Raw genomic sequence first — 25,982 nt, 5'->3', positions numbered from 1 at the left:
AGAAGGCTTAAATGAGGATTTAAATTCAGGCTCAAGCTCAAAAGAAGGTTTAAATGAAGACTTGAATTTAGATTTAAACGAGGAAAGCTTAAAAGAAGGGCTAAATGATGATCTAAATTTAGAGGACTTAAATTCAAAATTAGCTAAGCAAGATCCAAGCTTAGAGGATACAAAATCAACAAATCAAGCCACACAGCCTACAAAAGAGCCAGATCCAAGCTTAGAATTCAAAGAAGAAGATCTGCTTTTAAGCGAGGATCTAAAAGAAGAAAATTCAGCCAAAGAGCTTGAAGAATTAAAAATTGATGAGTTAAGCTTACAAGAAGAGCTAAATTTGCAAGAAGGGCTAAATTTAAAGGAGGATCTAGATCAAAAGCTAAATTTAGCTGAATTGCAAGAAGATCTTACCAATACAGAGGCAAGTGCAAAAACAAAGGATAAAAACAATGATGAAATAGAACTTGATGAGGAGCTTGGCTTTGATGAAAAGGATTTAGAGGATATAATGGGTAAGTCTGATTTAGAGACTGAAAATATGAAAGACAGTTCCTTAAATTTAGAAAACACAGATCCTCAAGGATTAACTCCAACAAGCAAAGCCAACAACACAGCTCAAACCCCTGGCACTCAAGAACAAGCAAAAGAAATTTCAAGTGAAGATCAAAAGCCAACACAAGAGTTAGCCTTAAAAGATGAGCTAAATTTAACTGAGTTTGAAAAGAGTTTAATTAAGCCCTTGCAAGAGAAGTTAAAAAATTCAGCTAATGATTTAAATTTAGAAAAAAATTCAAGCGAGGACTTGAATTTAAACATAAATTCACAAGATGAGTTAAATTTAGAAAAGGTTTCAGCTAATGATCTAAATTTAGACACAAACCTAAGTGAGGACTTGAATTTAGACAGTGTTAAAGAAGATGTAAAAACGTCAAGTGAGGAAGCCTCACTCGAAAAGACTGTCTCAAAGGAAGCCGCTAATTTAGCAGAGGATTTAAATGAGGACTTGAATTTACAGTTAAGCGAGGGCGATTTAAATTCAAAAGCAGATTCAACAGAAGGCTTAAATGAGGATTTAAATTCAGGCTCAAGCTCAAAAGAAGGTTTAAATGAAGACTTGAATTTAGATTTAAACGAGGAAAGCTTAAAAGAAGGGCTAAATGATGATCTAAATTTAGAGGACTTAAATTCAAAATTAGCTAAGCAAGATCCAAGCTTAGAGGATACAAAATCAACAAATCAAGCAACACAGCCTACAAAAGAGCCAGATCCAAGCTTAGAATTCAAAGAAGAAGATCTGCTTTTAAACGAGGATTTAAAAGAAGAAAATTCAGCCAAAGAGCTTGAAGAATTAAAGATTGATGAGTTAAGCTTACAAGAAGAGCTAAATTTGCAAGAAGGGCTAAATTCAAAGGAGGATCTAGATCAAAAGCTAAATTTAGCTGAATTGCAAGAAGATCTTACCGATACAGAAGCAAATGATAAAAACAATGATGAAATGGGGCTTGATGGCGTAGAGGCTATTAAGGACTTAATAGACGAGGAGCCAAACAAGCAAGAAGAGGAGCTAATAGATCCATCTTTAAGCACTGAGGATGAGGCAAAGCAGATCAAGGCAAGTGAGAGCATTAAGGACTTAATAGACGAGGAGCCAAACAAGCAAGAAGAGGAGCTAACAGTAGAAGAAGTTCCCTTAAATCAGGATCTAAAAGAAGATAGGCTAAGCTTTGATGATCTGCCACGTGATGCTAAATTCATAGGACAAAACAAAGAAACTCCTCAGTTAGATGAGCTTACACCCACAGTAGAAGAGCCCCAAGAGCCTCAAACTGAGGAGCTTAGCACCCACGATAAGATAAAAAATGAGCTTGCCATACTCAATGAGATGGATAAGATGGAGGCAAAAGAAGAGGAAAGCCTTAAAGATGAGCCAAGCGAGGATAAACAAGCTAAGATCATAAAGACTTTAGAAGAGGTAAATGAGGCTCCTCTTCGTATGCAAAGGATCAGTGCTATAAATTTAGAGGAGGACTTAGCACAGCTTAATGAAAGGGATATACAAATAGCTCTTAAAGAGGTACCCACGCAAGATGAGGAAACCCAGCCACCTCCACAATCCACACAAGATCTACAAGAAAAATCAGCTCAAAATGAAGAGATCATAGACGAGTTAAGCAAGGGCATAGCGGGGGCGATCACCTCAAGCATCAAAGATGATGCCCTAAAAGCAGCACTTAAGGGTATGAATATGCACATTGACATAAATATAAAATTTGAAGAGGACAAGCAGTGAGTGTTATAAATTTTACAAAGGAGCTTAAAAACAAAGGGGTAGCTAATAAAGACAAAACAAGCCTCAAAGCCTTTAAAGGGCTTAAAAATTCAAACAAAAAAAACTCATTAAAGGCAAAACAAAAAAGCCACTTAGCTTCTAGCAAAAAACAAAAATCCTTAAAGCAAGGCTTTATCTTACTTGTCTCAGGTCCTAGCGGGGCTGGTAAATCAACCTTGTTAGCCAAACTTAGGGCTGAATTTAAAGATGAATGCTATTTTTCAGTATCTTGTACCACAAGAAGCCCTAGAAAAAACGAGCTTGAGGGCGTAGATTATCATTTTATCACCAAACAAAGCTTTAAAAGAGATCTTAAAAGAGGGAAGTTTTTAGAATATGCTAGGGTTCATAGCAATCTTTACGGCACCAGACTTAAAGAAACCAAAGAGGCTTTAAGCAGAGGCAAGGTGGTGATCTTTGACATAGATGTGCAAGGCTTTAATCAGGTTAAAAAGAGCTTTAAGGGCTTTCTAACTAGCGTTTTTATCACCACAAAATCTGCCAAAGAGCTAGAAAAAAGGCTACTTACAAGAAATAGCAATGATGATCTTAAAAGAAGGCTAAAAAATGCCAAAGAGGAGATGAAATCCTTGCATAGCTATGATTTTTGCATTATAAATGAGGATTTAGACGAGGCATATAGGGCATTAAAAAGCATCTTTGTGGCTCAAAAATTAAAGATTTCTCGCTATAATGCAAACAATCTTTTAAAATCTTGGATCAAAGGATAATGAAATGGGTTTAAGTTCTATAGGACCTGGACAGTGGCTAATCATACTGCTCATCATCGTCCTACTTTTCGGAGCGAAAAAAATCCCTGAGCTTGCAAAGGGCATAGGAAAGGGCATTAAGACCTTTAAAAGCGAGATGAATAGCGATGAAAGCGAGATAAAAGCTACAACTAAGCTTGAAGAAAAGCCTGAAAATCAAGCCTCTAATTTTCAAAGTGAGATAAAAGCCGATGAAAAAAAGGTGTAAAAGCCTTGAAAAATGAGATTTACGGCGAAATTTACAAGATTTTAGGGCAGGACTTCTTGCTTGAAAGCCCAAAAGACAAGGCTTTGGCTCATTTTGCCCTGCCTTGCTTTGTGCTTGCTAAAAGCCTAAAAAAAAATCCCACTTTAATCGCCAATGACTTAGCCTTAAAATTCACGCAAAATGCCTATTTTGAGAGCGTTGAAAGCGTAAAAGGCTATGTGAATTTTAAGCTATCAAAAGGCTATTTAAATGAGCGAGCTACAAGGGCTTTGATGGGTCCGCAAAACTTTGCAAAGCCAAATGTCAAAAAAGAGAGCTTTTTGCTTGAATTTGTCAGCGCAAATCCCACAGGACCCTTGCATATAGGACACGCAAGGGGGGCTATTTTTGGCGATAGCTTAACCCGCCTTGCAAGGCATTTGGGACACCGCTTTGACACCGAATACTACATAAATGACGCTGGCAAGCAGATAAAATTACTAGGACTTTCCGTGCTTTTAGCTGTCAAGCAAGGCTGCTTAAATGAGAGCGTCAAGCTGCCTGATGAGCTTTACAAGGGTGCTTATATAAGCGATTTAGCAAACTTAGCCTTTAAAGAACTTCCGCACGAATTTTTCAAAGACGACTTAAAGATTGATGAAATCGCACTTTGGGCTAAGGATAAAATGCTTGTTTTAATCAAACAAATTTTGCAAAAAGCAAGGGTTAAAATCGATAGTTTTGTAAGCGAAAGAAGTTTTTATGCCAAATTTGACGAGACTCTAAAAGCCTTAAAAGATAGGGGAGGGGTGTATGAGAGTGAGGGCAAAATATGGCTTGCTAGCTCTCAAAAGGGCGATGAAAAGGACCGCGTTATCGTAAATGAAAGGGGGGAGCGTTCCTACCTAGCCGCTGACATAGTGTATCACGCGGACAAATTAAGCAGGGGCTATGATAGGTGCATAAACATTTGGGGAGCAGACCATCACGGCTACATTGCAAGGGTAAAGGCAGCGGCTGAATTTTTGGGCTTTGACAAGGATAAATTAGAAGTGATACTTGCTCAAATGGTGAGCTTGTTGCAAGAGGGCAAGCCCTATAAAATGAGCAAGAGGGCAGGAAATTTCATCTTAATGGAGGAAATTTTGAATGAAATTGGCACAGATGCCTTGCGTTTTATCTTTTTAAGCAAGAAATGCGATACCCACCTTGAATTTGACATTGAGTCCTTAAAAAAGCAAGATAGCTCAAACCCCATATTTTACATAAACTACGCCCACGCACGCATTTATCAAGTCTTTGCAAGGGCAAATAAGGACTTTGAAGCCGTGATAAATGCTGATTTATCAAGCCTTAATGAAGACGGGGCAAATTTGCTTTTTGAGGCATTAAATTTGGGTGCGGTGCTTCAAAATGCCTTTGAGGAAAGGGCTTTGCAAAAAATCGCTGATTACCTAAAAAATCTCGCAGCCTTGTTTCATAAGTTTTACGCTGAAAACAAGGTAGTAGGAAGTGCGAATGAGGATAGCCTACTCAAACTCTTTGCAGTGGTGGCTTTAAGCATAAAAACAGGCTTTGAGATAATGGGGATAGAGGCTAAGCAAAGGATGGGCTAAGTTTTTAAAAATGTCTTGTGAGGGCTTGTCTTTGAACGACTTTTGACATAGCTAGTAAAAAACTCAACCGGCAGCCTACAGTGGCTAGCCTCAATCGCTTTTTGCTTTGCAACCGCCAAAATTCATCTCAAATACTGTGCCTTTTTTGCTTTTATTTAAAACTTTTACTGTGTATGAATTTTATCCTTTTTTGTGGCTTAAATTCACTGGTTTATCCGTTCGGATTACGGAATACAGATGATAGGTAATAGATTTGTCAGTGTGAATTTAATTTGTCCAAAAGTTAATATTTGTTTTTTATGCGTAACGGATTACAGATAACTGATTTTTTATTTTGCTTTGAGGTTTCTTTTAAACTCGTCCATTTATAAAACTTATCCGTGTTCCATAATCTGCTCTCTATATTCTGTATATATTTTACCTTAACTATGCTTAGTTAAAAATTTACTCTGTGTGAATTTTTACAGTTTTTTAAGTTTTTAGCTCTTTTCGTGGGCTATTTAAATACTTTTTAAAAAGTGTTTATTTGAGACAAGATGCTTTATTAAGCTTTTATCTACACTTTTCGCACAAGGCTTTAAATTCATTATAATAATCCCAAGAAGCTACAATGTCAGGTCTTGCTTGCCCTATATACTCAAGATCTTTGTCAAAAATATCCCTTAAAAGCCTTCTAAGATCTGGCTTTGTTTTTAAAAACTCAAATAAGCCTTCTTTGTTTGTTCTTTTGAATTTTACCTCTATCTCTAAAACCTCTCTTAGTTTATCCAAAAAGGCTTGAATTTTAAGCCTTAGCTCATTTGCATTTTGCCTCATTTTTTTTAAATTACAAGCTTCAATATAGATCAAAATATCCCTTGTAAGCTCGTTTTTTGATAGATTTAAGATCTCAGTGATTTCTATTTGATCCATTTTTTGACAAGATAGTGTGAATTTTATCCCATTTACAGTGTAACTTAGAGGCAAAAAGCCAACATATAAGGAGTGGTATTTATAAGAAAGATCCTCCTTGTGCCTTGGAGGCTGAAAATTATAGCTCTTAGAAAGTGTGGTAAAAAGCTCAAAAAGCTCATCCTCTTTTTTATACTTGCAAAGATCCAAAAAATCGTGTTTTGTAAAATTATATTTAAGAAAAAACTCATAAAGTTTTATTAGATGAAAGGTTGGTCTATTTACTATGTTTTTGATTCTATCTTCTAGCCTTAAATCCTTGTTTATCCACCCTCTTACACGGTCTTCTAAGGCACTAAGTGGGGTTTTGTGGGTAAAATTATAGATTAAATTTGGTTTGACTATATTACCATTTAAGGCAGATAAAAGTCTTTCAATTGGATCTCTTACTAAATGCAAAATGGGCGTATTATGATCTAGCATTAAAATAAGCTTTTGTAGTTCTTTGTAATAGCTTTCATTTGCTGCTTCGCAGGTTAGATTTATAACAACTTGCTTGTTTTTTAAGGCTTCGTTGTAATTATAAATATAATGTTCTTTGATAAAGGGAAAATGATCACGCATTATATTACACCCACATTTTTTAAGATAATTTATACAAGCAGAGTGGGCATTAAAAGAGGGGGCGGATGAATTTATAGTTTTTTGGTAGGGGCAAATTGGCCTCATAGGCATAATTTGCTGGGATTTGTTTGTAGTTAGCTAATTTGCTTGAATTTGTTGGGAGGCTATTTTTAAAATTTGATTTATAGAAGGGGTTCTTAAAAAGCTTGTTTGCAAGATAAGAGCGAATTTTAGGTAAAAGGGCTTTTGTAGCAAGGTTTTTGCTACTTACTCTCTCTCTCTCTCTCTCGGTGTGAGTGCTTGAAGTTTTCATTTTTATCCTTTTGAATTTAATTTGAATTTAAAAGCTTAAGTATAGCAAATTTTAAGATCTTTTCTTGGCTAAATTTTAAATTCAAAGCTTTTAATCAATACCCTTGAATTTTTTTTCATTTTTTAAGATTAATTTTATCTTTGTTTTACTATACTACACAAATAATTTCAATTGTCAAATAGATAATTGATATTTATAAATTTCAAAAAAGGAAAAAGCTATGAAAAAGACAAGGATACTTATTTCTACTGCCTTAGTGGCTAGTTTAGCACTTGCAAATGAGGCTGTTAAAACGCAAGATGTAGTCATTTCTGCGACAGGTTTTGAGCAAGATGCTGACAATAATTTAAGAAAGCTTATCGTAATCTCAGGCAAGGAGCTTGAAGATAAGGGATATAGCTCAATTGAACAAGCCTTAACAAGACAGGCAGGACTTTCCTTTGTCAGAAGCGGCACAGGGGGTAATCCTAGCACAAACATAGATATGCGTGGGCAAGGTTCTAGGGCGAATTTCTCTGTGAAGGTAATGGTGGATGGAATTTTAATGAACACCCTTGATAACAACAGACTTCACGCAGCAGGAGTTACCATAAGCCCACTTGATAGCATAGCCATTGAGGATATAGAAAGAATAGAAATTATCCCAGGAGGTGGTGCTGTGCTTTATGGAAACGGAACTAGGGGGGGGGTGATTAATGTCATCACCAAAAAGAACAAAGATAATCAAGCCCTAATCTCCCTTGAAGGCAAATTATTTGACAATGGCCATTTAGGAAGTAGGCTAAATTTAGGGCTTTCTCATAAATTTACCGATATGATCTCTTTTTCTACAAACATCACAGGCTTTACAGGCAAGGGTTATAGAGAGGGTGATAAGGACAAGGGCTTTTATCAAAACTCAAAGCTTTATTTTGATCTTGGAGATGATCAAGAGTTTAATTTAGGCTTTGCTTGGTATCAAGATGATTCAAAAAGCACCTCACCTCTTACAAAGCAGCAATTTAATGACAATCCAAAGCAAAGAGGAAGCTCGGTTAATCACTACACCATCAAAAGACCTGAGTTAATGGCTGAGTATAAGGCCAGTTTTAATGAGCTTTTTGATCTAAGCGTGGGTGCTTTTTGGCAAAGACAAGATGTAAGGCTAGGAGATGATGATCAGGGCTTTTATAGCACGGGAGATTTTAAAGACAGTGCCCTTGGGGCAAATGTCAAGGGAAGATTAAATTATGCGGATAAGTCTTATCTAGTCTTTGGCTATGACTTTCAAAGGCATAATTCAAAGACCTTTTCATCTTCTTTTGTGGGAAATGTAAATAGCGATGATACCAAGGATACTCACTCCATCTTCGCCCTTGATTCTCACTCCTTTAATGAGCTTTTTTCATTAAGCGGGGGTGCAAGATATGAGTATGCAAACTACAAGCAAAAATCAAGCTCTGCAAATCGCAACACAGGGGTTTTATCATACAGGAACGAATTTAACACAAACACCAACAATTTTGCCTTAGAGCTAACCCCCCAGCTTCGCTACTCAGATACAGGAAAAATTTACGCAAAATATGAAAGAGGCTATATCTCACCAACTCCCTATCAGTATAGACAAAGTAGACGCGTTGGCACACCTTCTGCAACTGTTTATTCTATGAATAAGGATCTAAAATCAGAAAGCTATGATACCTATGAAGTGGGGCTAAGCGATTATCTCTTTGGTTTTTATGGTATAGATATGGCGGTTTATTATACTTTAAGCAAAGATGAGATTACAAGCAGATCTAGCAGTGCAAACCCTCATACAGGCGGTTTTGGCTTTTATAATCTTGATAAAACAAGAAGATATGGTGTGGATATAAACGCTAGGCAAGACTTTGGCTTTTTAAGCATATATGAGAATTTTTCCTATGTGAATGCTAGCATTGTTGGTGGGGACTTAGATGGTAAAAGAATTCCCCTTGTGTCAAGGTATAAGGCAAGTGGAGGGGTTGATTATGAGCTTTTCAAAGATTTTGTAATCTTTACTACTTTAACTTACGGATCAAGGGCAAAAGAAGACAGCGACAACCGCTACTGGATAGGGGATTATTTCATAGCTGATCTTGGACTTGCTTATAGACTTGGTAATTTTTCCATCTTTGCAGGTGCAAATAATATCTTTGATAAAAAATATGCCTTATCTCAAAGTACCTCAGTTACAAACGGCCTTACTTCTGTAAGTATCTTGCCAGCTGATGGCAGAAGCTATTATATGAAGCTTTCGTATAAATTTTAGTTTGCTTTGAGCGAAGTTGAATTGCCTTTAAAATTAAATCTTGCCTTGAATAAAAAGCCTAAGGCTTGATTCAAGGCTTTTTAAGCTTGAATTTAAGTGGATTTTTTATAACGCTTCACTCGCAACTGCGTAAAGGAACAAAGGCACATTATAGGCTAAAGCATCGCAAAAACGAGTTTGCAAAGCTATGAATTCATATCAATTAAATTGTGAATTTTTTCTTGCTTAGTGCTTTTGCAACTGCGTAGCAAGATATGATAAGTATAGGTTTAGCAAATTTAAAGACATTAAAAAGAAAAAATTTATGCTTCACTTAAAAGAAGTATAATTTAAATGCAAGTTCAAGATCAAACAACAAGCTTTGCATAAGTTCTTGTTAAAAATGATATGAAATCAACCACTTAAATTGTCTTTAGCCTTTATTAAAATCGATAAGTCAAAATCCTATTAAAATACCTTGAGCCTTAATTTGATAAGTAAAAATTATCTTAAAATACTTTAAGCCTAAATTTAATTAAGTTAAATTTAGGCTCTTTTTCAAAAAAGTGTTGATTTGTGCTTTCGCTAGAAAGCAAAAAGCTCTAAACTTGCCATATTGAGGGAGTGAAACGATAGAAATATCTCTTTGAATTTTTGAGATTCTTAGCACACTCTCGCAATGACAAATGTGGTATTTTATCTAAAATCAATAGTTTTTAAATAGAGCTTAAATTCTTTTGGGCTCAAGATACTTTAATTTGATACAAGATCATTTTAAGGTATAAAGAGTTAGATGAAAAACAAATATATGATTCATTTCCGAATTGTCTCAAAAGAAATTTAAGGAATTACGAAGTATTTTTTACTTCGTTAAACCTCTTGTAACTTTGAATTGATTTAGAGGCGACAAGACCCTGGGCTTTGCAAAATAACTCGTGCTTGTGTGAATGCAATTGTGCAAGAAATTCACATTTTAATAGCAAAAGAGTGTGAAAAATCAGCAAAACGAAGTTTCTTTAGAAAATGAGTGGTTGAAGTTGATGAAAGTTATTTTTTGCTTCGTTTCGTCTTGCAACTGCTAGCAGAAGGTGCAAAGCGTGTTCGTGGAAAAAGAGGGCGTGGGGCTGGTAAGAAAATGTTTGTATTTTTGCTACGCACTCGTAACTGCAAGCAAAAGGTTTGCTAAAATGATAGGCTAACATTTATACGCTCAAACACTTGCTCTGCCAAAGAGTTGCAGTCCATAATAAATGAATTTTCAGAGCTTAAAGAAAGTGACATTTACAGCGATGGTCTCAAATCCTACGATGGTTTGGTGGATTTTTTGATTCGTTTCGTCTTGCAACTTTGCAAGAAGGTGCAAATCATTACCGAGTAAAGCATAACAAAAACGAGTTTGTAAACGGACGAAATCATATCAACGAAATTGTGAATTTTTTACTTCGTGCTACACATTCGCAACTGTAAACAGAAGAGGCTTTGCGAAGTTGACACTTGCTAAATTTAAAAGCACAAAAAATAAAATTTTGTCCTTCACTTAAAAGAAACAGAGTTAAGACAAAAAATTTAAGGCAATATTCTCATCAAAATTTGCTGAAATTGATAAGAAAAAATTATGTTAGAGTATCTTGAGCCTAATTTTCAAACACCGTTTATTTTTACAACGTGTTTTATAATTTTCACGGTTAAATTAAGCTAACACAGTTAAATTCTAGCAAAAAGGGTGCTTGAAAGCAATTTGCTTAATAAATTAATACCCATTTCATCAAGCTTTTTTAGAATTTTTTCTATGGGATCAGGCTTTTTCCACACAGGCTTTTGAACCTGTGAAAGCTGGGTTATTCGCTTTTTTGCCTCTTCTAAATTTCCAAGCCTATCTATAAGCCCCACAGTTAAAGCCTCAGCTGATAAAAACACCCTTGCATTTGCCCACAGATCCTTATCTTCAAGCCTTAGTTTTCTCTCAGTTGCCACAAAGCTAACGAAAAGCTCGTAGGATTTTTCCACCAAATTTTGCATAAATTTTCTTTCCTCTTCGCTCCAAGTTCTTGTAAAGGTGCCTATTTCTTTAAATTCACCTGCCTTTACAGTTTGAGCCTTTATGCCAAGCTTTTGGGCTAACTCACTAAGATCAGCTCCTTGCATTATAACTCCAATTGATCCTATCAAAGAGGCTGGATTTGCTACGATCTCATTAGCACTTGCTCCTGCAAGATAGCTCCCACTTGCCATAGTCCCACTTGCATACACAACCACAGGCTTTTTGGCTTTTAACTCCTTAATGGCTAAGGCTAGCTCCATACTAGGAGCAAAGGCACCTCCTGGGCTATCTATGACAAAAAGTACGCCTTTAATATGCGGATTATTTTTGATTGAGTTTATTTTTTCTACAAGGACATCTGTGTTTATGATCTGAGCCTTTAATTCTATCTTTTCTAAATTTGCAAGTTTATCCAAGGAGGAGTTTTGTGAATTTGAGCTTAAAAGCAAAAGGTAAAGCACTATGAATAAAAAGACAAAGGTCTTAAAATAGGTATTTATATAGCTTATCACCGCCCCTAAAAACTTGAAAAATGATCTTAAAGCTTGCATTCTTGTCCTTTGATAAAGAGTTTTTTAACTGTTTTTGAATTTAAAAGAAATTGTAGGGCGATTTGGCTATTTTCACAAGATCCTAACTCAAAGACACTAAGATCTGCTATCTTGCCTACTTTCAACTCTCCAAGTTCTAAATTCAAAGCCCTAGCAGGATATAAGGTAGACATTAAAATTAGCCTCTTAGCAAGGGCTTCTAAATTTTTAAATTCACTGTGTATAAGCAAGTTAGCCCTCATTTCATCAAGCATTGAAAGGCTTATGTTTGAGCTAAGTCCGTCTGTGCCAAGATGCACTTTTATGTTATGCTTTAAGGCTAGTTTTAAATTCAAGCTTTTTTTGCTTAAAAGCCTATTTGAAAAGGCACAGTGAGTAAAATGATGCAAATTTTCATCAAAAAGCTCTAATTCCTCTTCTTTGACATAAACACAGTGGGTAAAAAGCGTTCTTAAGCCTTTAAAAAGTTCTATAAATTCAGATACTGTGTAGCAAGGCTTGGGATTTGGCTCAAAAAAGCTAAGCCATCTTTTAAAGCCTCCCTTGGCACTTCTAAGCCATAAGTTTTCGTGATTTGATTCTAAAAAATGAGTGCTTATTAGTAAGCCTTCTTTGTGAGCTAGATCTAGCACAAATCTAGCCAAGGACTTATTTGTAGAGTAGGGGCTGTGAATGGATAAGGCTGGCATAAAAAGATCGTTTTTAAATTCTTTGCTTTTATTAAATCTTTGTAAAAACTCAGCCTTTTTTGCTGAATTTTGCTCCTCATTTACCCCCAAAAGCTCGTTAAAAAAAACTATCCTAGCAGAGCTTTTAACACAAGCATCTAGATCGCTTCCAAAGCTTGAAATTTCACCAATGGTCCCTATGCCGCTTCTTTGCATAGTTTTGATAGTGTTTAAAATTAGCTCTTCTTTTGCTTTTTCATTTAAAACAGATCTTGAATTTATGACGCTTTTAAGCCAGATTAGAAAGTCTCCATAATGCAAAGTGTAGGCATTTGCGCTAAATTCTAAATGCGTGTGGGTATTTATAAAGGCTGGCAAGATTAGGGAGTTTTTGGGAGTGTTTATGATCTTTGCTTGTGGGTATTTTAAATTCAAAGCCTTAAAATCCCCTAAATCTTTGATCCTCTCATCAAAGACAAGAGCCTTATCTTTAAGAACGGTAAAATCCTCATCGCATAAAAAAATATAATCAGCCCTTATGATAAACACTAAGATCTCCTAAATTTTTAGACATTATAATAAAATTAAGCTAAGAATGGTATAATAAAAAGCTAAATTTGATATTGAAGGTTTTGTAATGAAGATTATGGTTATACAGGGTCCAAATATAAATATGCTAGGGATCAGAGAAGCAGCCATTTACGGTGCTATGAAGATGGAGGACATACACGATCAAATGAAGCTTGCAGCCTCTCAGCAAGGAGGCATAGAGCTTGAGTTCTTTCAAAGTAATTTTGAAGGCGAGATAGTTGATAAAATTCAAGAATGCCTTGGTGAATTTGATGGGATCATCATAAATCCAGCAGGGTATTCTCACAACTCAGTAGCCATAAGAGATGCCATAGCTGCTGTGTCCTTGCCAACTATCGAGGTGCATATTAGCAATATATATCAAAGAGAGGAGTTTAGGCAAAAGAGCCTTATTTCTCCTGTTTGTTCTGGAACCATTGTAGGCTTTGGACCCTTTGGATACCATTTAGCCTTGGTTGGAATCTTACAAATTTGTGATCAAATAGAAAAGATCAAAGCAGCAAATCAGCAACAACAATGATCAAGGCTTTTTGTGAGGATAAATGGAGCAAGGACTATGCAAAGGATGAGCTTTTATCCCTTTTACACTAGCAAGAAAAATACCAACAAATACTTTGCCCTTGTAGGACTTGGTAGCAATATAAGCAGCGAAAAGGCTTGTTTTAAAAAGCTTTTTAGACTTTTAATGCTAGATAAAAGGATTAAGATCCTTGCTAGTTCGTCCTTGTTTATAACAAGGCCCTTTGGCTTTGAAGCACAAAAAGACTTTACAAATGCAGTTCTTTTCATACAAAGCTTTTTGCACGCTAGGTTTCTTTTAAAGATCCTACTTTACTATGAGTTTAAATTTAAAAGGCAAAGGAGCTTTAAAAACGCACCAAGGACTCTTGATTTGGATCTTTTATATTTTAGTAAAAAAACAAAAAACGATCATTTTTGCACCCTGCCACATCCAGGCGTTAATGAAAGAATCAGCGTTATCTTGCCTCTTGGCGAACTTTTAGAAAGGCAAAACCGTGGGACAACTCATTCATACCTTCACAGTTGAAAACACAGATGAGATCATACCTAAGGTAAAGCAAGATTATGGCGAAGAGGCTATGATAGTAACTCACAAGCAGATCAAGGCAAAAACTCTCACTCAAAAGCCTTTGTATGAGGTTGTTGTGGCTGTGGAGGAAAAGCATTATCAAGCCCATCTTAAAAAAATAGGCAAAAATCCCCCTCAAAAAACCATAACCCCCCCAGCTTCAAATGAAAGAATGATAGATGAGGACATAGTCTTAGATCTTTCAGAAAAGGCAAAGGCTTCCAAGCAAAAAGCTTATGAGAGTGCAAAGAGTAAAGAAAATTTGAGTACTCAAAGTAAGTTAGATAATTTCAAAGAAAGGCTTTCGGAAGTTTCTGCTGAGATCTCCAAGGTAGCAAAGCTTGATGGGCTTTCTGAGATCTCTCAGTATGATAAAAAGATGCAAGACTTTGAAAAAAAGATCAACAAGCTTAGTGAAAAGGTCTCTTTGATAGTGGATATGATGTGGCAGGACAAGGCTAATCTTAGAGGTAATCTCATCATCCCACCTGAATTTGCAAGCATTTACAAGCAAGCAAAGGAAAGCGGTATGAAAGAAGAGCATTTAGAAGCCATTATGAAGGCAACTGTTGAGAATATGCCAGCGGCTATGAAGCTAAATCCTGAGGCTGTGTCAAGGTATTTTTACTCCTTGCTTCGCAATATGTTGCCGTGTCGCCTTGAAACTGAGATTAAAAAGCAAAAGATTATGATGCTAGTTGGTCCAACAGGGGTTGGCAAGACCACAACCTTAGCAAAGCTTGCCTTTCGCTATGCTTATGGGGATAAACGTTACAAAACAGGCATTATCACCCTTGATACTTACAGGATAGGTGCTGTGGAGCAGCTTTTTCAGTATGCAAAGATGATGAAATTACCTATAATTGACAGCATAGAGCCAAAGGATTTAGATGAGGCCATAAGAACGCTTAATTACTGCGAGGTTATCCTAGTAGATACAATAGGAAATTCACAGTACGATCAAAGCAAACTAGCAAAAACAAGGGAGTTTTTATCCCACTCAAATGCCGACATTGATGTGAATTTAGTTATCTCAGCAAACACCAAGCTTGAGGACTTAGAGGATGTGTATGAGAATTTCAAAGAGTATCTCAACATAGACACGCTCATCATCACAAAATTTGACGAGACTAAGGTCTTTGGCAATGTTTTTTCTTTGATCTATGATATAAATGTGCCAATTAGCTTTTTTAGCCTAGGTCAGGAAGTGCCTGATGATTTAGAATTAGCAAGTAGCGAATTCTTAGTTAAATGCGTCTTAGAGGGCTTTACAAGGAAAGAAGAATGAACGATCAAGCAAATAAATTAAAAAGCTTAATGAATCAAAACAAAAATAGGCCAAAAGGCACTCATTTCATAGCAGTTACAAGTGGCAAGGGTGGGGTAGGAAAAAGCACCATTAGTGCAAATTTAGGCAATGTCCTTGCTCAAAATGGCTACAAGGTAGGGCTTTTTGATGCTGACATAGGGCTTGCAAATTTAGATGTTATCTTAAATGTTAGAATTAGCAAAAACCTGCTTCATGTTTTAAGAGGAGAATCTTCTCTTGCGGATATTTTAATAGAAGTAAAGCCAAAATTATGGCTCATACCAGGAGAAAGTGGGGATGAAATTTTAAAATATAATGACAAAAATATCTATGAAAGATTTTTAAATCAAGCCAGCGTGCTTGATGATTTAGACTTTTTAATCATAGACACAGGTGCTGGTATAGGTGGGAACATACAACACTTCTTAGAAATGGCAGATGAGGTTATAATAGTAACAGTGCCTGATCCAGCAGCCATCACAGATGCTTACGCAACCATAAAAACAACCTCTAAAAACAAAGAATCCCTTTTAATGCTTTTAAATTCAGTTAAAAACGAAAACGAGGCTTTAAGGGTCTTTGAAAACATCAAAAGAGTGGCTAACAGCAACATAAAGCACCCTCTTACTTTAGAGCTACTTGGCTTTTTAAGCACAAGCAAGGAGGTAAGCACAAGCATTAAAAAAAGAACCCTTTTTAGCGATGAAAATTCAAGCGTAAATGATGAGCTAAGAGCCCTAACTTCCAAGCTTTTGTATAGGTTGGAACAAAAAGTGCTTTATGATAGCTCAAAGAGAAGTTTTTCAAGCTTTTTTAAGAGGATTATTGAAAGATTTTGAAAGATTGAGGGGAGATTATGAAACCAGCACCAGAGAATTTCATAGCATTTTTTACTGTTTGTGGCTTTTTTATAGGGCTAACCTTTAGCATAATTAGCATTGATGGAGCCTTTGAGATAGTCATTTTTACAGCCCTCATTACCTTTAGCTTTTATATGCTTGCTCATATTTCTATAATGAATTTTATCGATGTTAAAAAGATAGGTGGAAGGATCTTTAACAAGGAGGATGTTGAAAATTCAAGTAATGTCATCATAGGCGATTTGGCCCTTAGAGAAAAGAAGATGGATCATATCTTGATAAAGCTAAATGAAGAAAGAAAAGAACTTGCAAAAAACGAGGCAAAGGAAAGAAGGAGAAATGCTAAAAAACGTTCAGCCTAATCCCTACGCTCAGATCATAAAAAAAGAACAAGATGATCTGGTAGTTGGCTATATGCCAGCCTTGAAGGCTATGGCTTTTAGGCTTAAAGAAAGGCTTCCTTCAAGCGTTGATGTCAATGATCTAATCAGCATAGGGGTTGAGGAGATGATCAAGCTTTCTCACCGCTATGACAAAGAGCAAAACGACAGCTTTTGGGGCTATGGCAAGAAGAGGGTTTATGGGGCTATGCTTGATTATCTAAGAAGCCTTGATGTGATGAGTAGGGGAAATAGAAAGATCATAAAAGAAATAGATATTTTAATAGATGAGTATTTTCAAAAAAATGAAGAAGAACCCGATGATGAATATCTAGCAAAGAGGCTAAATTTAGAGCTTAATAAAATAAAAGAAGCAAAGCTATCTCATGCTGTGAGTTATGTTTTGCCCTTAGATGAGCAAATAGATTGCTATAACGAGGACACCACCCTTGAAAAGATAGAAAAAGAATCCTTGCTTGAAAAGGTAAGCGAGGTTTTGGAGGATTTAAAAGAAAGGGAACAGCTTATAATTCAGCTTTATTATTATGAGGAGCTGAATTTAAAGGAGATTAGCGAAATTTTAAACATCAGCGAGAGTAGAATTTCGCAAATTCATAAAAAATTACTAAGAAAAATCAGAGAAAGGTTAACAAGTGGCTGAGATCTTATCCCAAGAAGAAATAGACGCCCTTCTTGAAGTAGTTGATGACAGTGATACAGGCATTACTCACAATAAAACCGAGCGGGATGAAAGAAATATAGTAGTTTATGACTTTAAAAGGCCAAACCGTGTTTCAAAAGAACAGCTTCGCTCAATAAAAGGCATACACGAAAAGCTTGCAAGAAATCTCGCCTCTCAAATTTCATCCATAATGCGAAGTATAGTTGAGATCAAGCTTCACTCAGTTGATCAGATGACTTATGGTGAGTTTTTAATGTCCTTGCCAAGCCCTACAAGCTTTAATGTTTTTTCCATAAAGCCCCTTGATGGCAACTGTGTCTTAGAGATAAATCCTAGCATAGCCTTTCCTATGATAGATAGGCTCTTAGGCGGACAAGGAGATAGCTATGAAACCTCAAGAGAACTAACAGACATAGAATTAAATTTGCTTGATAGCATCTTGCGTATCATTATGCAAAGATTGAAAGAAAGCTGGTCTACGGTAACTGAGATCTATCCAAGCGTTGAGGCAAAGGAATCAAGCCCAAATGTTGTGCAAATTGTCGCACAAAATGAAATAGTCATTATGGTTGTAATGGAGATCATCATAGCAAATACAAGCGGTATGGTAAATATCTGCTATCCTGTTGTGCATTTAGAAAGTATTTTAAGCCGTTTGGCAAACCGAGACATTATGATGGGTGAAACCTCGGCTAAAAAGAGTCGTAACAAGGAGCTTAAAACCTTAATAGGTCGTGCTGAGGTGGTATATGAGGTCATCTTAGGAAAGACCCTGATAAGTGTAGATGAGTTTTTGAATTTACAAATGGGAGATATTTTAAGGCTTGATAGACAAGCTGATGATAATGCCATTGTGTCCATTGACAAAAAAGATGTCTTCTTGGCTCAAATTGGACTTCATAGATTTAGAAAGAGCGTTAAGATCATAGAGCTTATCCGCACTGATAAAGATGAGATCAAAGAGATCCTTGAAAAATACGAAGATGAAAGAAGGGCAAAGGCTCAAGTTTATGATGCACAAGAAGATGAGGATGAGGAAGAAGAGGTTATATGATGAATGATTTTTTAAAGATCTGGGTTGATGAGGCTAAGAGCACTGTTGATGGGCTAACTGGCAAAAATGCTGTTTTTAGCGAGTATCAAGAATTTGACGTAAACGCTCAAGATAGCATAAAGCCTCCCTTGGTAAGCGCTATTTTTAATGCTAGTGTTGGCGGCAAATTTGGGGTCTTAGTAAGTGCTGTTTTGATGGGTGCTATTAGCGAATGGATGATGGGTGAGGAGAATATCTCTAAAAAAGATCAGCTTGATTCTGATGCTATGGATGCTTCAAAAGAATCTATTTTAAACATAATGTCTGCTTTTTCTACCACGCTTGGAGCTCAAAAAGAGATTCCAAAGATGGAACTTAAATTAGAAAAATGCGATTTTGTTGCGGATAATTTAGACCTAAAAGACTTTTATAAACTTTATTTTTATGATATTCAAATCGCTGAGTTAAATGAAAAAATAGCCCTTGTTTTTGATGAAAAGCTGTATAAATTGCTTGATAAAGACGAGGCAAATTTAAGCGAGGAAGATGTTGAAAAACTAGCTGGTATGGCTGAGGGGCTTAAAAATATAAATTTAATTATGGATGTTCGCCTTCCCATACGTGTTCGCATAGGCAACAAAAAAATGCTTTTAAAGGATGTTTTAACTATGGACATAGGCTCTGTTGTCGAGCTTAATCAACTTGCAAATGATCCTTTGGAAATTCTCATAGGCGATAAAAGGGTAGCTTATGGGGAGGTTGTCATAGTGGATGGTAATTTTGGAGTACAAATTACAGAAATAGGCACGAAAAAGGAAAGATTAGAACAGCTAAGATAAAGGCTAAATTAAACTTAATAGAATTTTCTCTTAGCAATTAAGCTTAAAGCACAAAAAAGCCTTTGAAAGCATTTAAATTCAACTTAAATTCAGCCATTTTGAATTTTAAATTATAAATAACTTGGTTTGAATTTTAGCCTTTTTATAAAAAAGCCTTAATTTTTAAATCGTTGCTTTGCGGAAAAGAAGCTAAAATTCAAGCATAACTGTGAATTTTAGCACTTGCCTTTTGTTGTGAATTTTTTTGTGCCTAGTTTTTAGAAAGGCAAGGGATGGTTTTTCTAAAATAGTTTTTTAAAATTTCAACACTTTTTAAAAAAAGCTTATTAACTGTTTAACTAAGTGCTTAAAGAGATTTTAAATTCAAGGCTTGTTGAATTTAAGCACTTTGAATTTATAGCCAAAAGGGCTTTAAAAAAAATTTGCTAGCAAGGATATAAAATGTTTAATCAGGGCTTGAATTTTAGACTTTTTGATTTATTTGCTTAGAAATTATGCAAATGTCTAAATAACAGGTGCTACTATTTAGAAATATTTTTTAAATTTTAGAATTAAAACGGAGTAAAAATGATCGAGGATCTAGATAATGATATAGCCAAATTTAACTCCATCATAGAGCTAAACAAGGCTATAACCTTCTTTGGCTCTGCTCGTTTAAAGCCAAAAAGCCTTTATTATGAAAAGGCTAAACAGCTAGCCTTTGAGTGCGTTAGGGCTGGTTTTACTGTGGTTAGTGGCGGTGGAGGAGGGCTTATGCAAGCAGCAAATGAGGGTGCTTTTATGGCTGCTAAGGACATGAAGGGCTTAAGCAAACAAGAAAAAGAGCAAAGATCAACAGGTTTTAATATTTTATTGCCCTTTGAGCAACAAGGTAACAATTTTCTAGGCTATAATATCACCTTTAAAAATCTAGCAGTTCGCAAGATGGCTCTTATAGAAAAAAGCCTTGCCTTTGTCATCTTTCCAGGAGGCTTTGGCACCTTGGATGAATTTATAGAGGTTTTGACCCTAAAGCAGCTAAATTTCAAAAATGTTCCCATTTATGCAGTTGGAGTTGAATTTTGGAGTGGGCTTGATGAGTTTATAAGATCATCCTTGCTAGGCTTAGAGCTTATCTCAAAAGGAGATGAGTTGCTTTACGAGCTTAGTGATGATTTAGATCATATTTTAGAAAAATTAAAGGAGAATCTATGAAAATTTTAGTAGCAATGAGCGGTGGCGTAGATAGCACAGTAACAGCTTATACGCTACTACAGCAAGGACACGAGGTTGAGGGTTGTTATATGAAGCTACACGGTAAGCCAAATTATCACGAAATCAACATAGCCAGAGTGGAAAAGGCAGCCAAATTCTTAGGCATAAAGCATCATATCTTGGATCTACAAGAGGACTTTAATCAAAGGGTTTATATGCCCTTTGTAGAAAGCTACAAGGAGGGAAGAACTCCAAATCCTTGCGCTTGGTGCAACCGTTTCATAAAGCTTGGTAAATTACTTGAATTTGCAAAGAGCTTAAACTGCGATAAGCTTGCCACAGGGCATTATGCTAGGATTGAGGATGGGCTTTTAAAAACAGCCTTTGATGAAACAAAGGATCAAAGCTATTTTCTAGCTGCTTCTGAAAAAGAAGCCCTTTCTTATCTCATCTTTCCCCTTGGAGAAAAAAGAAAGGAAAACATAAAAGCCTTTGCTGCTAGCATAAAAGAGCTTGAAAGCTTTGCTACTCAAAAGGAAAGTGCTGAGCTTTGCTTTGTTGAGGATACCTACATAGGAGTTTTAAAGAAATTTATGAATACCGATCTTAAAGGCGAGGTCTTAAATTCAAAGGGAGAGGTTGTTGGCAAACACGAGGGCTATATGCACTATACCATAGGCAAAAGAAGAGGCTTTGAGGTAAAAGGAGCCCACGAGCCTCATTTTGTTTTAAAGATTAAGCCTGAGAGTAATCAAATCATAGTAGGCTCAAAGGAGGAGTTGAAAATTAGTGAATTTAAGCTTGAAAGCATTAATCTCTTAGCTCCTAAAAGCTATCTTAAAGCACAGACCCTAATGGCAAGTGGGGCTGAGATGTCAAGCGAAAATTTAAGCTTTGAATGCGAGGTTAAGATTAGATATAGAAGCAAAAGCACCCCTTGCGTTGTTGATATTTTGCCTGATCTTAGCGCAAATATAAGCTTAAAAGAGCCTGTGTACGGCCTTGCTAGCGGACAAATGGCGGTATTTTATGACAAAGATACTGTCTTAGCAAGTGGGTTTATAAGCTAAGTTATAAAGATGAAAAAAGCCTTAGCTGCTATTTTACTCTTTGATCTAGTGGCTTTAAGCTATGGTATAAGCACTTTAAGCATTAGCTATTTAGAGGCTAGAATTTATTTTGATGAAAAAAATCCCACGGCCTTTTTAGCTAACTTAGGGGTTAGCCTCTTAGGACAAAATGATCTTGGACTAAGGCTTCCCTTTGTATTCCTTCATCTTTTAAGTGCCATCTTGCTTTATTTGTATGCTCTTAAAATCACCAAAACCAAGCAAGATGCCCTTTATTCTTTGATCTTGTTTTTACTTCTTCCAGGCACTGTAGCAAGTGCTTTGTGTGTTAATGAAGCAGCTTTGGTGATTTTTTTAAGCTTGTTGATACTTTGTGCTTATGAATATGGCTTTAAAAAATGCTTTTATGTTTTGTTATTTCTTGCCTTGTTTGTTGATGGTTCCTTTGCCTTGCTTTTTTTATCCTTCTTTTTTTATGCCCTTTACAAGAAAAATTTAAGCCTTGTTTGCTTTACTATCTTTTTGCTTGCTTTAAATATCAATCTTTATGAATTTGACTACCACGGAAGACCTAGGGGGTATTTTTTAGATACCTTGGGCGTTTTTGCTGCTTGTTTTTCTCCCCTTGTGTTTTTGTATTATTTTTATGTTATTTACCGCTTTGCCTTTAAGCCTGATAAGCCCTTGCTTTGGTTTGTAATGACTGTTAGCTTTTTGTTTTGTCTTGTTTTTTCTTTGAGACAAAGGCTTTATTTGGAGGTATTTTTGCCCTTTTGTGTGCTTTGTACGCCCTTGCTTATTAGTTCTTTAATGGCATCTTATCGCATAAGATTGCCAAAATTAAGGACAAGTTATACGGTTTTCATCCAAAGTGCTCTTATATTTTTACTTTTTGCTTATCTTGTAATCATCTTTAACACCTTCTTATATGCCTTTATTAAAGAACCAAGCAAGCATTTTGTGTATGATTATCATAGGGCAAAAGATCTTGCCTTTGAGCTTAAAAATATGGGAATAACAGGGCTTAAAACAGATGAGGCTATGCAGCTTCGTCTTAAATTTTATGGGCTTAGTTTTAAAGACGATCTTGTCTTAGAAAGGACTTTTAAAAAATCAGATCTTAGTATAAATTTAGGTCCTCATAGCGAGTATTACACTCTAAGAAGGCTTAAATGAAAAAGGCTTTTTCTTTGCTTGAACTTATTCTTGTAATTATCATTTTAGGGGTAATTTTAAGTCTAGCTAGATCTTATCCTAAAAATGATCAAAGAATTTATCAAGCTTTAAAGCAGGTCCTAAATGATCTAAGCTATACTAGAAATCTTGCCCTAATGCAAGGAGCTTTTAGAATAAACTCAGCTCAAATAGCCACAAAGGATGAGTGGTTTAAGGCAAGATGGCAGCTTTACTTCATAAGATCAGCTTGGGCAACTGAAAACGAGCAAACCTACACCATTTTTTTAGATAAAAACGGAGATGGAAACGCAAATTTAGGAAGAACAGCCATAAATTTAGATAGGGAAATAGCACATGATCTTTTGGATCATCTTAAATTTATGAACTCAGGTCAAAGTGGGGTTATTTCTAAGAGCGATCCGAGGGCTAGTGCTAGATTTAATATAGAAAAAAGCTATGGGGTTAGCAAGGTTGAGTTTAAGGGTGCTTGTGCTGGCTTTACTCGCATTAACTTTGATGAATACGGCAGACTTCATTCCCCACTAAGAACAGCAACCAAGCCTTATGAGAAACTAATCTTTCACAAAAACACCCCCTGTGTTATAAGATTAAGCAATGATTTAAAACAAACGGCTTGTATAGTACTTGATCCCCTTAGTGGCTTTGCCTTCATACCAAACTTTGAGGCTAATAAAAAGCAGTTTATAAGTATTGGAAATAAAAAAATAGAATGTGAGAAAATATAGGCTTTTTTAAATTGATTGGCTCTTTTTCAAAAAAAGTGTTGATTTGTCATTTTAAGCGTGTGCTAAGAATTCATTAAATTCAAGGTCTTTCTTCATAAGTAAATTCTTAGCGCACGCTTAAAATGACAAATATGATATTTTATCTAAAATCAATGGTTGTTTAAAATAGAGCCAATTGATTTTGGGTAAAATCATATTTGTAATTGCTATTATGCTAAGAATTTGTGAATTTAGAGCTTTTTGCTTTGAGGTTTAAAATGACAGATCAATATTTTTAAAGCAAAAAAAAAAAAAACACTTTATGTGTTAATTTACTGTATAATAGCGAAAATTTTTCAAGGAGTTAAAGGTGCAAACAAAACAAGGTGCCAAAAAGGTATCTAAAATTTCTCTTGGGATGAAGCTTTACTGCGCTATATTAATAATCATAGGTTTTATGCTTGTTATCGTTGCCTTTGCTGAATTTGAGGTAAGGGGTATGGGCAAGGCACTTGAAAGGGTTGTTTATATAAATGGAGCCATATCTCGCCAGGCTATAAATTTAAGAGGCTCAGTTCACGATAGAGCCATACTAATAAGAGACATAGCCTTGCTTACCAATAAGAGCGAATTAGAACAAATTTTAAGTGAAATTTATGAGTTAAGAAAAAAATATAATGATGCTGAGAAAATTTTAGATGATTTTTTAGCAAAGGATCTCTTTGATAATGAAGAAAAAAGAATGTATGCAGACATTACAAATACCAAAAACATAGGACTTCAAACCACAAACGAGGTTTTAAAGCTCTTTAATATGGATCTTAATGAAGAAGCCAGGCAGATCATTTTAAGGGATATGAGACCTCAGTTTATCACCTGGCTAGCCCAGATCAATGCCCTAATAGACTACCAAGAGCTTGGAAACCGTCAAATTATCCAAGGAATTTTTGATGATGTTTCAAATTTTTTAACGCAGATTGTAAGCCTTTGTGCTGTTGTGATTATAATATCCTTGTTTGTAGCTTATAGGGTGGTTAGCTTTATTAAAAAGACCGTTGGGGCTGAACCTGATTATGTATCTTATGTCATAGGTGAGATCGCCAATGGAAATTTAAGGCTTAGCATAGATAGCAAGTATAAAGAAAGCATACTTGATTCTGTATCCACTTTAAAAGATAAGCTTACAGAGATACTTAAAAAAATAGCCACTCTAAGCACAGAGGTAAATCACAAAACAGATGCCATCTCAGCCGTTTTTGAGGGAGGCGAAAAGCTAGCCATCTTACAAAGTGAGATAGCTGATAAATCCTCTTCACGCGTGCAAGATTTGGTGCAAAAGACCAAGAACATAGCCCAGGTTGTAGGAGAAACAGAGGAAAATTCAAAACAAACAGTTGAAATTTGCCAAAGCAATGTCCAAGCAGCCATAGACACAGCAAGTCAAATGCAAACCATAGCCCAAAATTCCTCAAGGCTCTTAGAACAGGTAGGCTATCTTAGCGAACACGCTCAAAACATAGGAGTAAGCACAGAATTAATAGGCGAGATCACAGATCAAACAAATTTGTTAGCCCTAAATGCAGCCATAGAAGCAGCCAGAGCAGGAGATGTAGGACGAGGCTTTGCGGTGGTGGCTGATGAGGTGAGAAGGCTTGCTGATAGAACAGGCGAGGCTACAAATCAGATCTCCATAGTAAATGAAAAAATTCAGCAAGAAACCCAAACAACCTCAAAGGCTATAGAGGAATCAGTTCCTTTGGTGATGCAAGGAAAGGAGCTAAGTGATTCTATGCGTGATAATATGAATTCAATCATAGAAAAGGCAAAGGATAGCTTTGAAAAGATAGAAACTGTAAATGAAGAGGTTGAAGAGCAAAATGCCTTGCTTGAAGAAATAGAAAAGCACATTAATCAAACAGCTCAAATGAGCCTAGAAAACAAAAAGGCGATCGAGCAAAATAAAACAGCTCTTACAGCCTTGCAAGGAGTTAGCAAGGAACTTGACAAAGAGGTTAAGAATTTTAGATTTTAAAAATAGTTTAAGCTTTTAACTTGGCTTTTTTAAAAAATGTTTTGCACAAAAAGGCTTTGAATTTTTATAAGACTCAAGATGTTTTAATGGGATTTTATCTTATATTTAAAAACCTTAACGAGTTTCGATTAAAATTTGCTAAATTTACACTCTTAAACTTTAATAAAATTTGTCTTTTAAAAAAGGCTTTGCTTTGAGATAAAAAAGGGATTTAGTATCTTAGAAATAGCATAAACAAAATCTCTTTTTTATTTGTGTTTCTTCATTTTAACTAAGCTTTTTCAAAGAAATTTTTTACTAAATACACTTCGTTTCACTAAATAAATTTAGCTTTACTAGATAAACTTCATTGTTGCAAAAAATTTCTCTTTATATGAGAATTTTTTAGCAAAGAAGCTATGCGTAGCTAAAGAAATTTCGTTTTACAAAGAAACTACATTTAAGACAGTTGGCATACTAGGATAGAAAAAATATCTTTTATAAAAGAAATTTTGAGGATTAAATTTTAAGATTTGATTAAACTAAGGCTAAATTCAACTTAAACCAAATTGAATTTTTTAAGTAATGTCTCTGAAAAACAAAGTCTAGTTTGCGAATTTCGCCAAATGTAAGGAAAATTTTGAGGTATTTTTTGCTTCGCACTCTTGTAACTGCGTAGTAGAAGTAACAAAGGCTAGTTATAGGATAAAGGAAGATATGAGTTTGCAAATGGACACAAGCATATCAATGGAAACTGTGAATTTTTTGCTACGCCTCTTGTAACTAC

General features: G+C 35.6%; 25 protein-coding genes and 1 pseudogene. 22 read left to right on the top strand and 4 right to left on the bottom strand.

All coding sequences use genetic code 11. From position 1 onward, the window contains the following. The first annotated feature begins 505 nt into the window (after positions 1 to 505). The 4 genes from DMC01_RS13570 to argS are packed head-to-tail and all read left to right on the top strand — an operon-like array spanning position 506 to position 4,899. Positions 506 to 2,287, top strand: coding sequence for a hypothetical protein (locus DMC01_RS13570; protein ID WP_427846114.1), 1,782 nt, complete (start codon positions 506 to 508; stop codon positions 2,285 to 2,287). Further along, a complete protein-coding gene (gene gmk, locus DMC01_RS08765; RefSeq protein ID WP_282432289.1) occupies positions 2,284 to 3,057 on the top strand; it encodes a guanylate kinase in 774 nt (257 codons plus the stop codon). Before DMC01_RS13570 ends, gmk begins: the two co-directional genes overlap by 4 nt. A gap of 4 nt (positions 3,058 to 3,061) precedes the next feature. Then, a complete protein-coding gene (locus DMC01_RS08760; protein WP_142693853.1) occupies positions 3,062 to 3,304 on the top strand; it encodes a Sec-independent protein translocase subunit TatA/TatB in 243 nt (80 codons plus the stop codon). Positions 3,305 to 3,309: 5 nt separating this feature from the next. Then, entirely contained in the window at positions 3,310 to 4,899 is a 1,590-nt protein-coding gene (gene argS / locus DMC01_RS08755) for an arginine--tRNA ligase (RefSeq protein ID WP_142693852.1), read from the top strand. Between the two features lie 552 nt (positions 4,900 to 5,451). Here argS and DMC01_RS08750 read toward each other — a convergent pair. Both DMC01_RS08750 and DMC01_RS08745 read right to left on the bottom strand, forming a co-directional pair. Beyond that, positions 5,452 to 6,519: a DUF2972 domain-containing protein gene (locus DMC01_RS08750; RefSeq protein ID WP_185908835.1), complete on the bottom strand. Its 1,068-nt coding sequence runs from the start codon at positions 6,517 to 6,519 to the stop codon at positions 5,452 to 5,454. Then, positions 6,464 to 6,727 (bottom strand): hypothetical protein, encoded by a 264-nt coding sequence (locus tag DMC01_RS08745; protein WP_142693850.1) that lies wholly within the window; start codon positions 6,725 to 6,727, stop codon positions 6,464 to 6,466. The genes DMC01_RS08750 and DMC01_RS08745 overlap by 56 nt, the downstream gene beginning before the upstream one ends. 220 nt (positions 6,728 to 6,947) lie before the next feature. Here DMC01_RS08745 and DMC01_RS08740 point away from each other — a divergent pair, with 220 nt between their 5' ends. From DMC01_RS08740 to DMC01_RS13565, 4 genes are all read left to right on the top strand, one after another. Beyond that, positions 6,948 to 8,996 carry a TonB-dependent receptor domain-containing protein gene (locus tag DMC01_RS08740; protein WP_142693849.1) on the top strand — a complete coding sequence of 683 codons (2,049 nt, stop codon included), beginning with the start codon at positions 6,948 to 6,950 and terminating at the stop codon, positions 8,994 to 8,996. Between the two features lie 65 nt (positions 8,997 to 9,061). Continuing rightward, on the top strand, positions 9,062 to 9,187 hold the full coding sequence (locus DMC01_RS15985) for a hypothetical protein (RefSeq protein WP_282432288.1): 126 nt from the start codon (positions 9,062 to 9,064) through the stop codon (positions 9,185 to 9,187). Positions 9,188 to 10,002: 815 nt separating this feature from the next. Then, positions 10,003 to 10,161 carry a transposase gene (locus DMC01_RS08735; protein WP_142693848.1) on the top strand — a complete coding sequence of 53 codons (159 nt, stop codon included), beginning with the start codon at positions 10,003 to 10,005 and terminating at the stop codon, positions 10,159 to 10,161. A gap of 48 nt (positions 10,162 to 10,209) precedes the next feature. Further along, on the top strand, positions 10,210 to 10,353 hold the full coding sequence (locus tag DMC01_RS13565) for a hypothetical protein (RefSeq protein WP_185908834.1): 144 nt from the start codon (positions 10,210 to 10,212) through the stop codon (positions 10,351 to 10,353). Between the two features lie 326 nt (positions 10,354 to 10,679). On the opposite strand, the gene sppA is transcribed toward DMC01_RS13565, so the two are convergent. Both sppA and mqnF read right to left on the bottom strand, forming a co-directional pair. Further along, on the bottom strand, positions 10,680 to 11,567 hold the full coding sequence (sppA, locus tag DMC01_RS08730; protein WP_142693847.1) for a signal peptide peptidase SppA: 888 nt from the start codon (positions 11,565 to 11,567) through the stop codon (positions 10,680 to 10,682). Next, entirely contained in the window at positions 11,555 to 12,784 is a 1,230-nt protein-coding gene (mqnF, locus tag DMC01_RS08725; protein WP_142693846.1) for an aminofutalosine deaminase family hydrolase, read from the bottom strand. Before mqnF ends, sppA begins: the two co-directional genes overlap by 13 nt. Positions 12,785 to 12,872: 88 nt before the next feature. On the opposite strand from mqnF, the gene aroQ reads away from it, so the two are divergent. From aroQ to DMC01_RS16675, 14 genes and pseudogenes are all read left to right on the top strand, one after another. Then, positions 12,873 to 13,346 carry a type II 3-dehydroquinate dehydratase gene (aroQ, locus tag DMC01_RS08720; RefSeq protein ID WP_142693845.1) on the top strand — a complete coding sequence of 158 codons (474 nt, stop codon included), beginning with the start codon at positions 12,873 to 12,875 and terminating at the stop codon, positions 13,344 to 13,346. 36 nt (positions 13,347 to 13,382) lie between these two features. Next, positions 13,383 to 13,874 carry a 2-amino-4-hydroxy-6-hydroxymethyldihydropteridine diphosphokinase gene (gene folK / locus DMC01_RS08715; RefSeq protein WP_142693854.1) on the top strand — a complete coding sequence of 164 codons (492 nt, stop codon included), beginning with the start codon at positions 13,383 to 13,385 and terminating at the stop codon, positions 13,872 to 13,874. Then, positions 13,843 to 15,204, top strand: a complete 1,362-nt coding sequence (gene flhF / locus DMC01_RS08710) for a flagellar biosynthesis GTPase FlhF (RefSeq protein WP_142693844.1) — start codon at positions 13,843 to 13,845, stop codon at positions 15,202 to 15,204. The genes folK and flhF overlap by 32 nt, the downstream gene beginning before the upstream one ends. Beyond that, positions 15,201 to 16,064, top strand: a complete 864-nt coding sequence (flhG, locus tag DMC01_RS08705; protein WP_142693843.1) for a flagella biosynthesis ATPase FlhG — start codon at positions 15,201 to 15,203, stop codon at positions 16,062 to 16,064. The genes flhF and flhG overlap by 4 nt, the downstream gene beginning before the upstream one ends. A 17-nt stretch (positions 16,065 to 16,081) precedes the next feature. Then, positions 16,082 to 16,447: a hypothetical protein gene (locus DMC01_RS08700; RefSeq protein WP_142693842.1), complete on the top strand. Its 366-nt coding sequence runs from the start codon at positions 16,082 to 16,084 to the stop codon at positions 16,445 to 16,447. After that, a complete protein-coding gene (locus tag DMC01_RS08695) occupies positions 16,425 to 17,126 on the top strand; it encodes an RNA polymerase sigma factor FliA (protein WP_142693841.1) in 702 nt (233 codons plus the stop codon). The genes DMC01_RS08700 and DMC01_RS08695 overlap by 23 nt, the downstream gene beginning before the upstream one ends. Next, positions 17,119 to 18,201, top strand: a complete 1,083-nt coding sequence (gene fliM / locus DMC01_RS08690) for a flagellar motor switch protein FliM (RefSeq protein WP_142693840.1) — start codon at positions 17,119 to 17,121, stop codon at positions 18,199 to 18,201. The genes DMC01_RS08695 and fliM overlap by 8 nt, the downstream gene beginning before the upstream one ends. Beyond that, complete coding sequence (fliY, locus tag DMC01_RS08685) at positions 18,198 to 19,019, top strand: flagellar motor switch protein FliY (RefSeq protein WP_142693839.1); 822 nt, start codon at positions 18,198 to 18,200, stop codon at positions 19,017 to 19,019. The genes fliM and fliY overlap by 4 nt, the downstream gene beginning before the upstream one ends. Positions 19,020 to 19,586: 567 nt before the next feature. Next, positions 19,587 to 20,213 (top strand): LOG family protein, encoded by a 627-nt coding sequence (locus DMC01_RS08680; RefSeq protein WP_142693838.1) that lies wholly within the window; start codon positions 19,587 to 19,589, stop codon positions 20,211 to 20,213. After that, on the top strand, positions 20,210 to 21,283 hold the full coding sequence (gene mnmA / locus DMC01_RS08675) for a tRNA 2-thiouridine(34) synthase MnmA (RefSeq protein WP_142693837.1): 1,074 nt from the start codon (positions 20,210 to 20,212) through the stop codon (positions 21,281 to 21,283). Before DMC01_RS08680 ends, mnmA begins: the two co-directional genes overlap by 4 nt. A 9-nt stretch (positions 21,284 to 21,292) precedes the next feature. Further along, complete coding sequence (locus DMC01_RS08670) at positions 21,293 to 22,459, top strand: hypothetical protein (RefSeq protein ID WP_142693836.1); 1,167 nt, start codon at positions 21,293 to 21,295, stop codon at positions 22,457 to 22,459. Beyond that, entirely contained in the window at positions 22,456 to 23,205 is a 750-nt protein-coding gene (locus DMC01_RS08665) for a prepilin-type N-terminal cleavage/methylation domain-containing protein (RefSeq protein ID WP_142693835.1), read from the top strand. Before DMC01_RS08670 ends, DMC01_RS08665 begins: the two co-directional genes overlap by 4 nt. A 397-nt stretch (positions 23,206 to 23,602) precedes the next feature. Continuing rightward, positions 23,603 to 24,088, top strand: a pseudogene (locus tag DMC01_RS16680) (MCP four helix bundle domain-containing protein); the annotation flags it as partial. Positions 24,089 to 24,628: 540 nt separating this feature from the next. Further along, complete coding sequence (locus tag DMC01_RS16675) at positions 24,629 to 25,216, top strand: methyl-accepting chemotaxis protein (protein ID WP_427846113.1); 588 nt, start codon at positions 24,629 to 24,631, stop codon at positions 25,214 to 25,216. The last annotated feature ends 766 nt before the right edge of the window (positions 25,217 to 25,982 follow it).

Source organism: Campylobacter troglodytis, assembly GCF_006864425.1.
In the GTDB taxonomy this organism is placed as follows: domain Bacteria; phylum Campylobacterota; class Campylobacteria; order Campylobacterales; family Campylobacteraceae; genus Campylobacter_D; species Campylobacter_D troglodytis.
The sequence above is the reverse complement of the archived record's forward strand: the minus strand, read 5'-3'. Positions and strand labels throughout refer to the sequence as shown.

Bases quoted from the DNA above. Each gene is read 5' to 3' on its own strand.
- sppA (WP_142693847.1), bottom strand. From the start codon at position 11,567: ATGCAAGCTTTAAGATCATTTTTCAAGTTTTTAGGGGCGGTGATAAGC.
- fliY (WP_142693839.1), top strand. From the start codon at position 18,198: ATGATGAATGATTTTTTAAAGATCTGGGTTGATGAGGCTAAGAGCACT.
- DMC01_RS08740 (WP_142693849.1), top strand. From the start codon at position 6,948: ATGAAAAAGACAAGGATACTTATTTCTACTGCCTTAGTGGCTAGTTTA.
- DMC01_RS08695 (WP_142693841.1), top strand. From the start codon at position 16,425: ATGCTAAAAAACGTTCAGCCTAATCCCTACGCTCAGATCATAAAAAAA.
- DMC01_RS16675 (WP_427846113.1), top strand. From the start codon at position 24,629: ATGCAAACCATAGCCCAAAATTCCTCAAGGCTCTTAGAACAGGTAGGC.
- DMC01_RS08745 (WP_142693850.1), bottom strand. From the start codon at position 6,727: ATGAAAACTTCAAGCACTCACACCGAGAGAGAGAGAGAGAGAGTAAGT.
- DMC01_RS08665 (WP_142693835.1), top strand. From the start codon at position 22,456: ATGAAAAAGGCTTTTTCTTTGCTTGAACTTATTCTTGTAATTATCATT.
- DMC01_RS08700 (WP_142693842.1), top strand. From the start codon at position 16,082: ATGAAACCAGCACCAGAGAATTTCATAGCATTTTTTACTGTTTGTGGC.
- flhG (WP_142693843.1), top strand. From the start codon at position 15,201: ATGAACGATCAAGCAAATAAATTAAAAAGCTTAATGAATCAAAACAAA.
- DMC01_RS08760 (WP_142693853.1), top strand. From the start codon at position 3,062: ATGGGTTTAAGTTCTATAGGACCTGGACAGTGGCTAATCATACTGCTC.
- DMC01_RS08680 (WP_142693838.1), top strand. From the start codon at position 19,587: ATGATCGAGGATCTAGATAATGATATAGCCAAATTTAACTCCATCATA.
- DMC01_RS08670 (WP_142693836.1), top strand. From the start codon at position 21,293: ATGAAAAAAGCCTTAGCTGCTATTTTACTCTTTGATCTAGTGGCTTTA.
- DMC01_RS13570 (WP_427846114.1), top strand. From the start codon at position 506: ATGGGTAAGTCTGATTTAGAGACTGAAAATATGAAAGACAGTTCCTTA.
- aroQ (WP_142693845.1), top strand. From the start codon at position 12,873: ATGAAGATTATGGTTATACAGGGTCCAAATATAAATATGCTAGGGATC.
- folK (WP_142693854.1), top strand. From the start codon at position 13,383: ATGCAAAGGATGAGCTTTTATCCCTTTTACACTAGCAAGAAAAATACC.
- mnmA (WP_142693837.1), top strand. From the start codon at position 20,210: ATGAAAATTTTAGTAGCAATGAGCGGTGGCGTAGATAGCACAGTAACA.
- DMC01_RS08750 (WP_185908835.1), bottom strand. From the start codon at position 6,519: ATGAGGCCAATTTGCCCCTACCAAAAAACTATAAATTCATCCGCCCCC.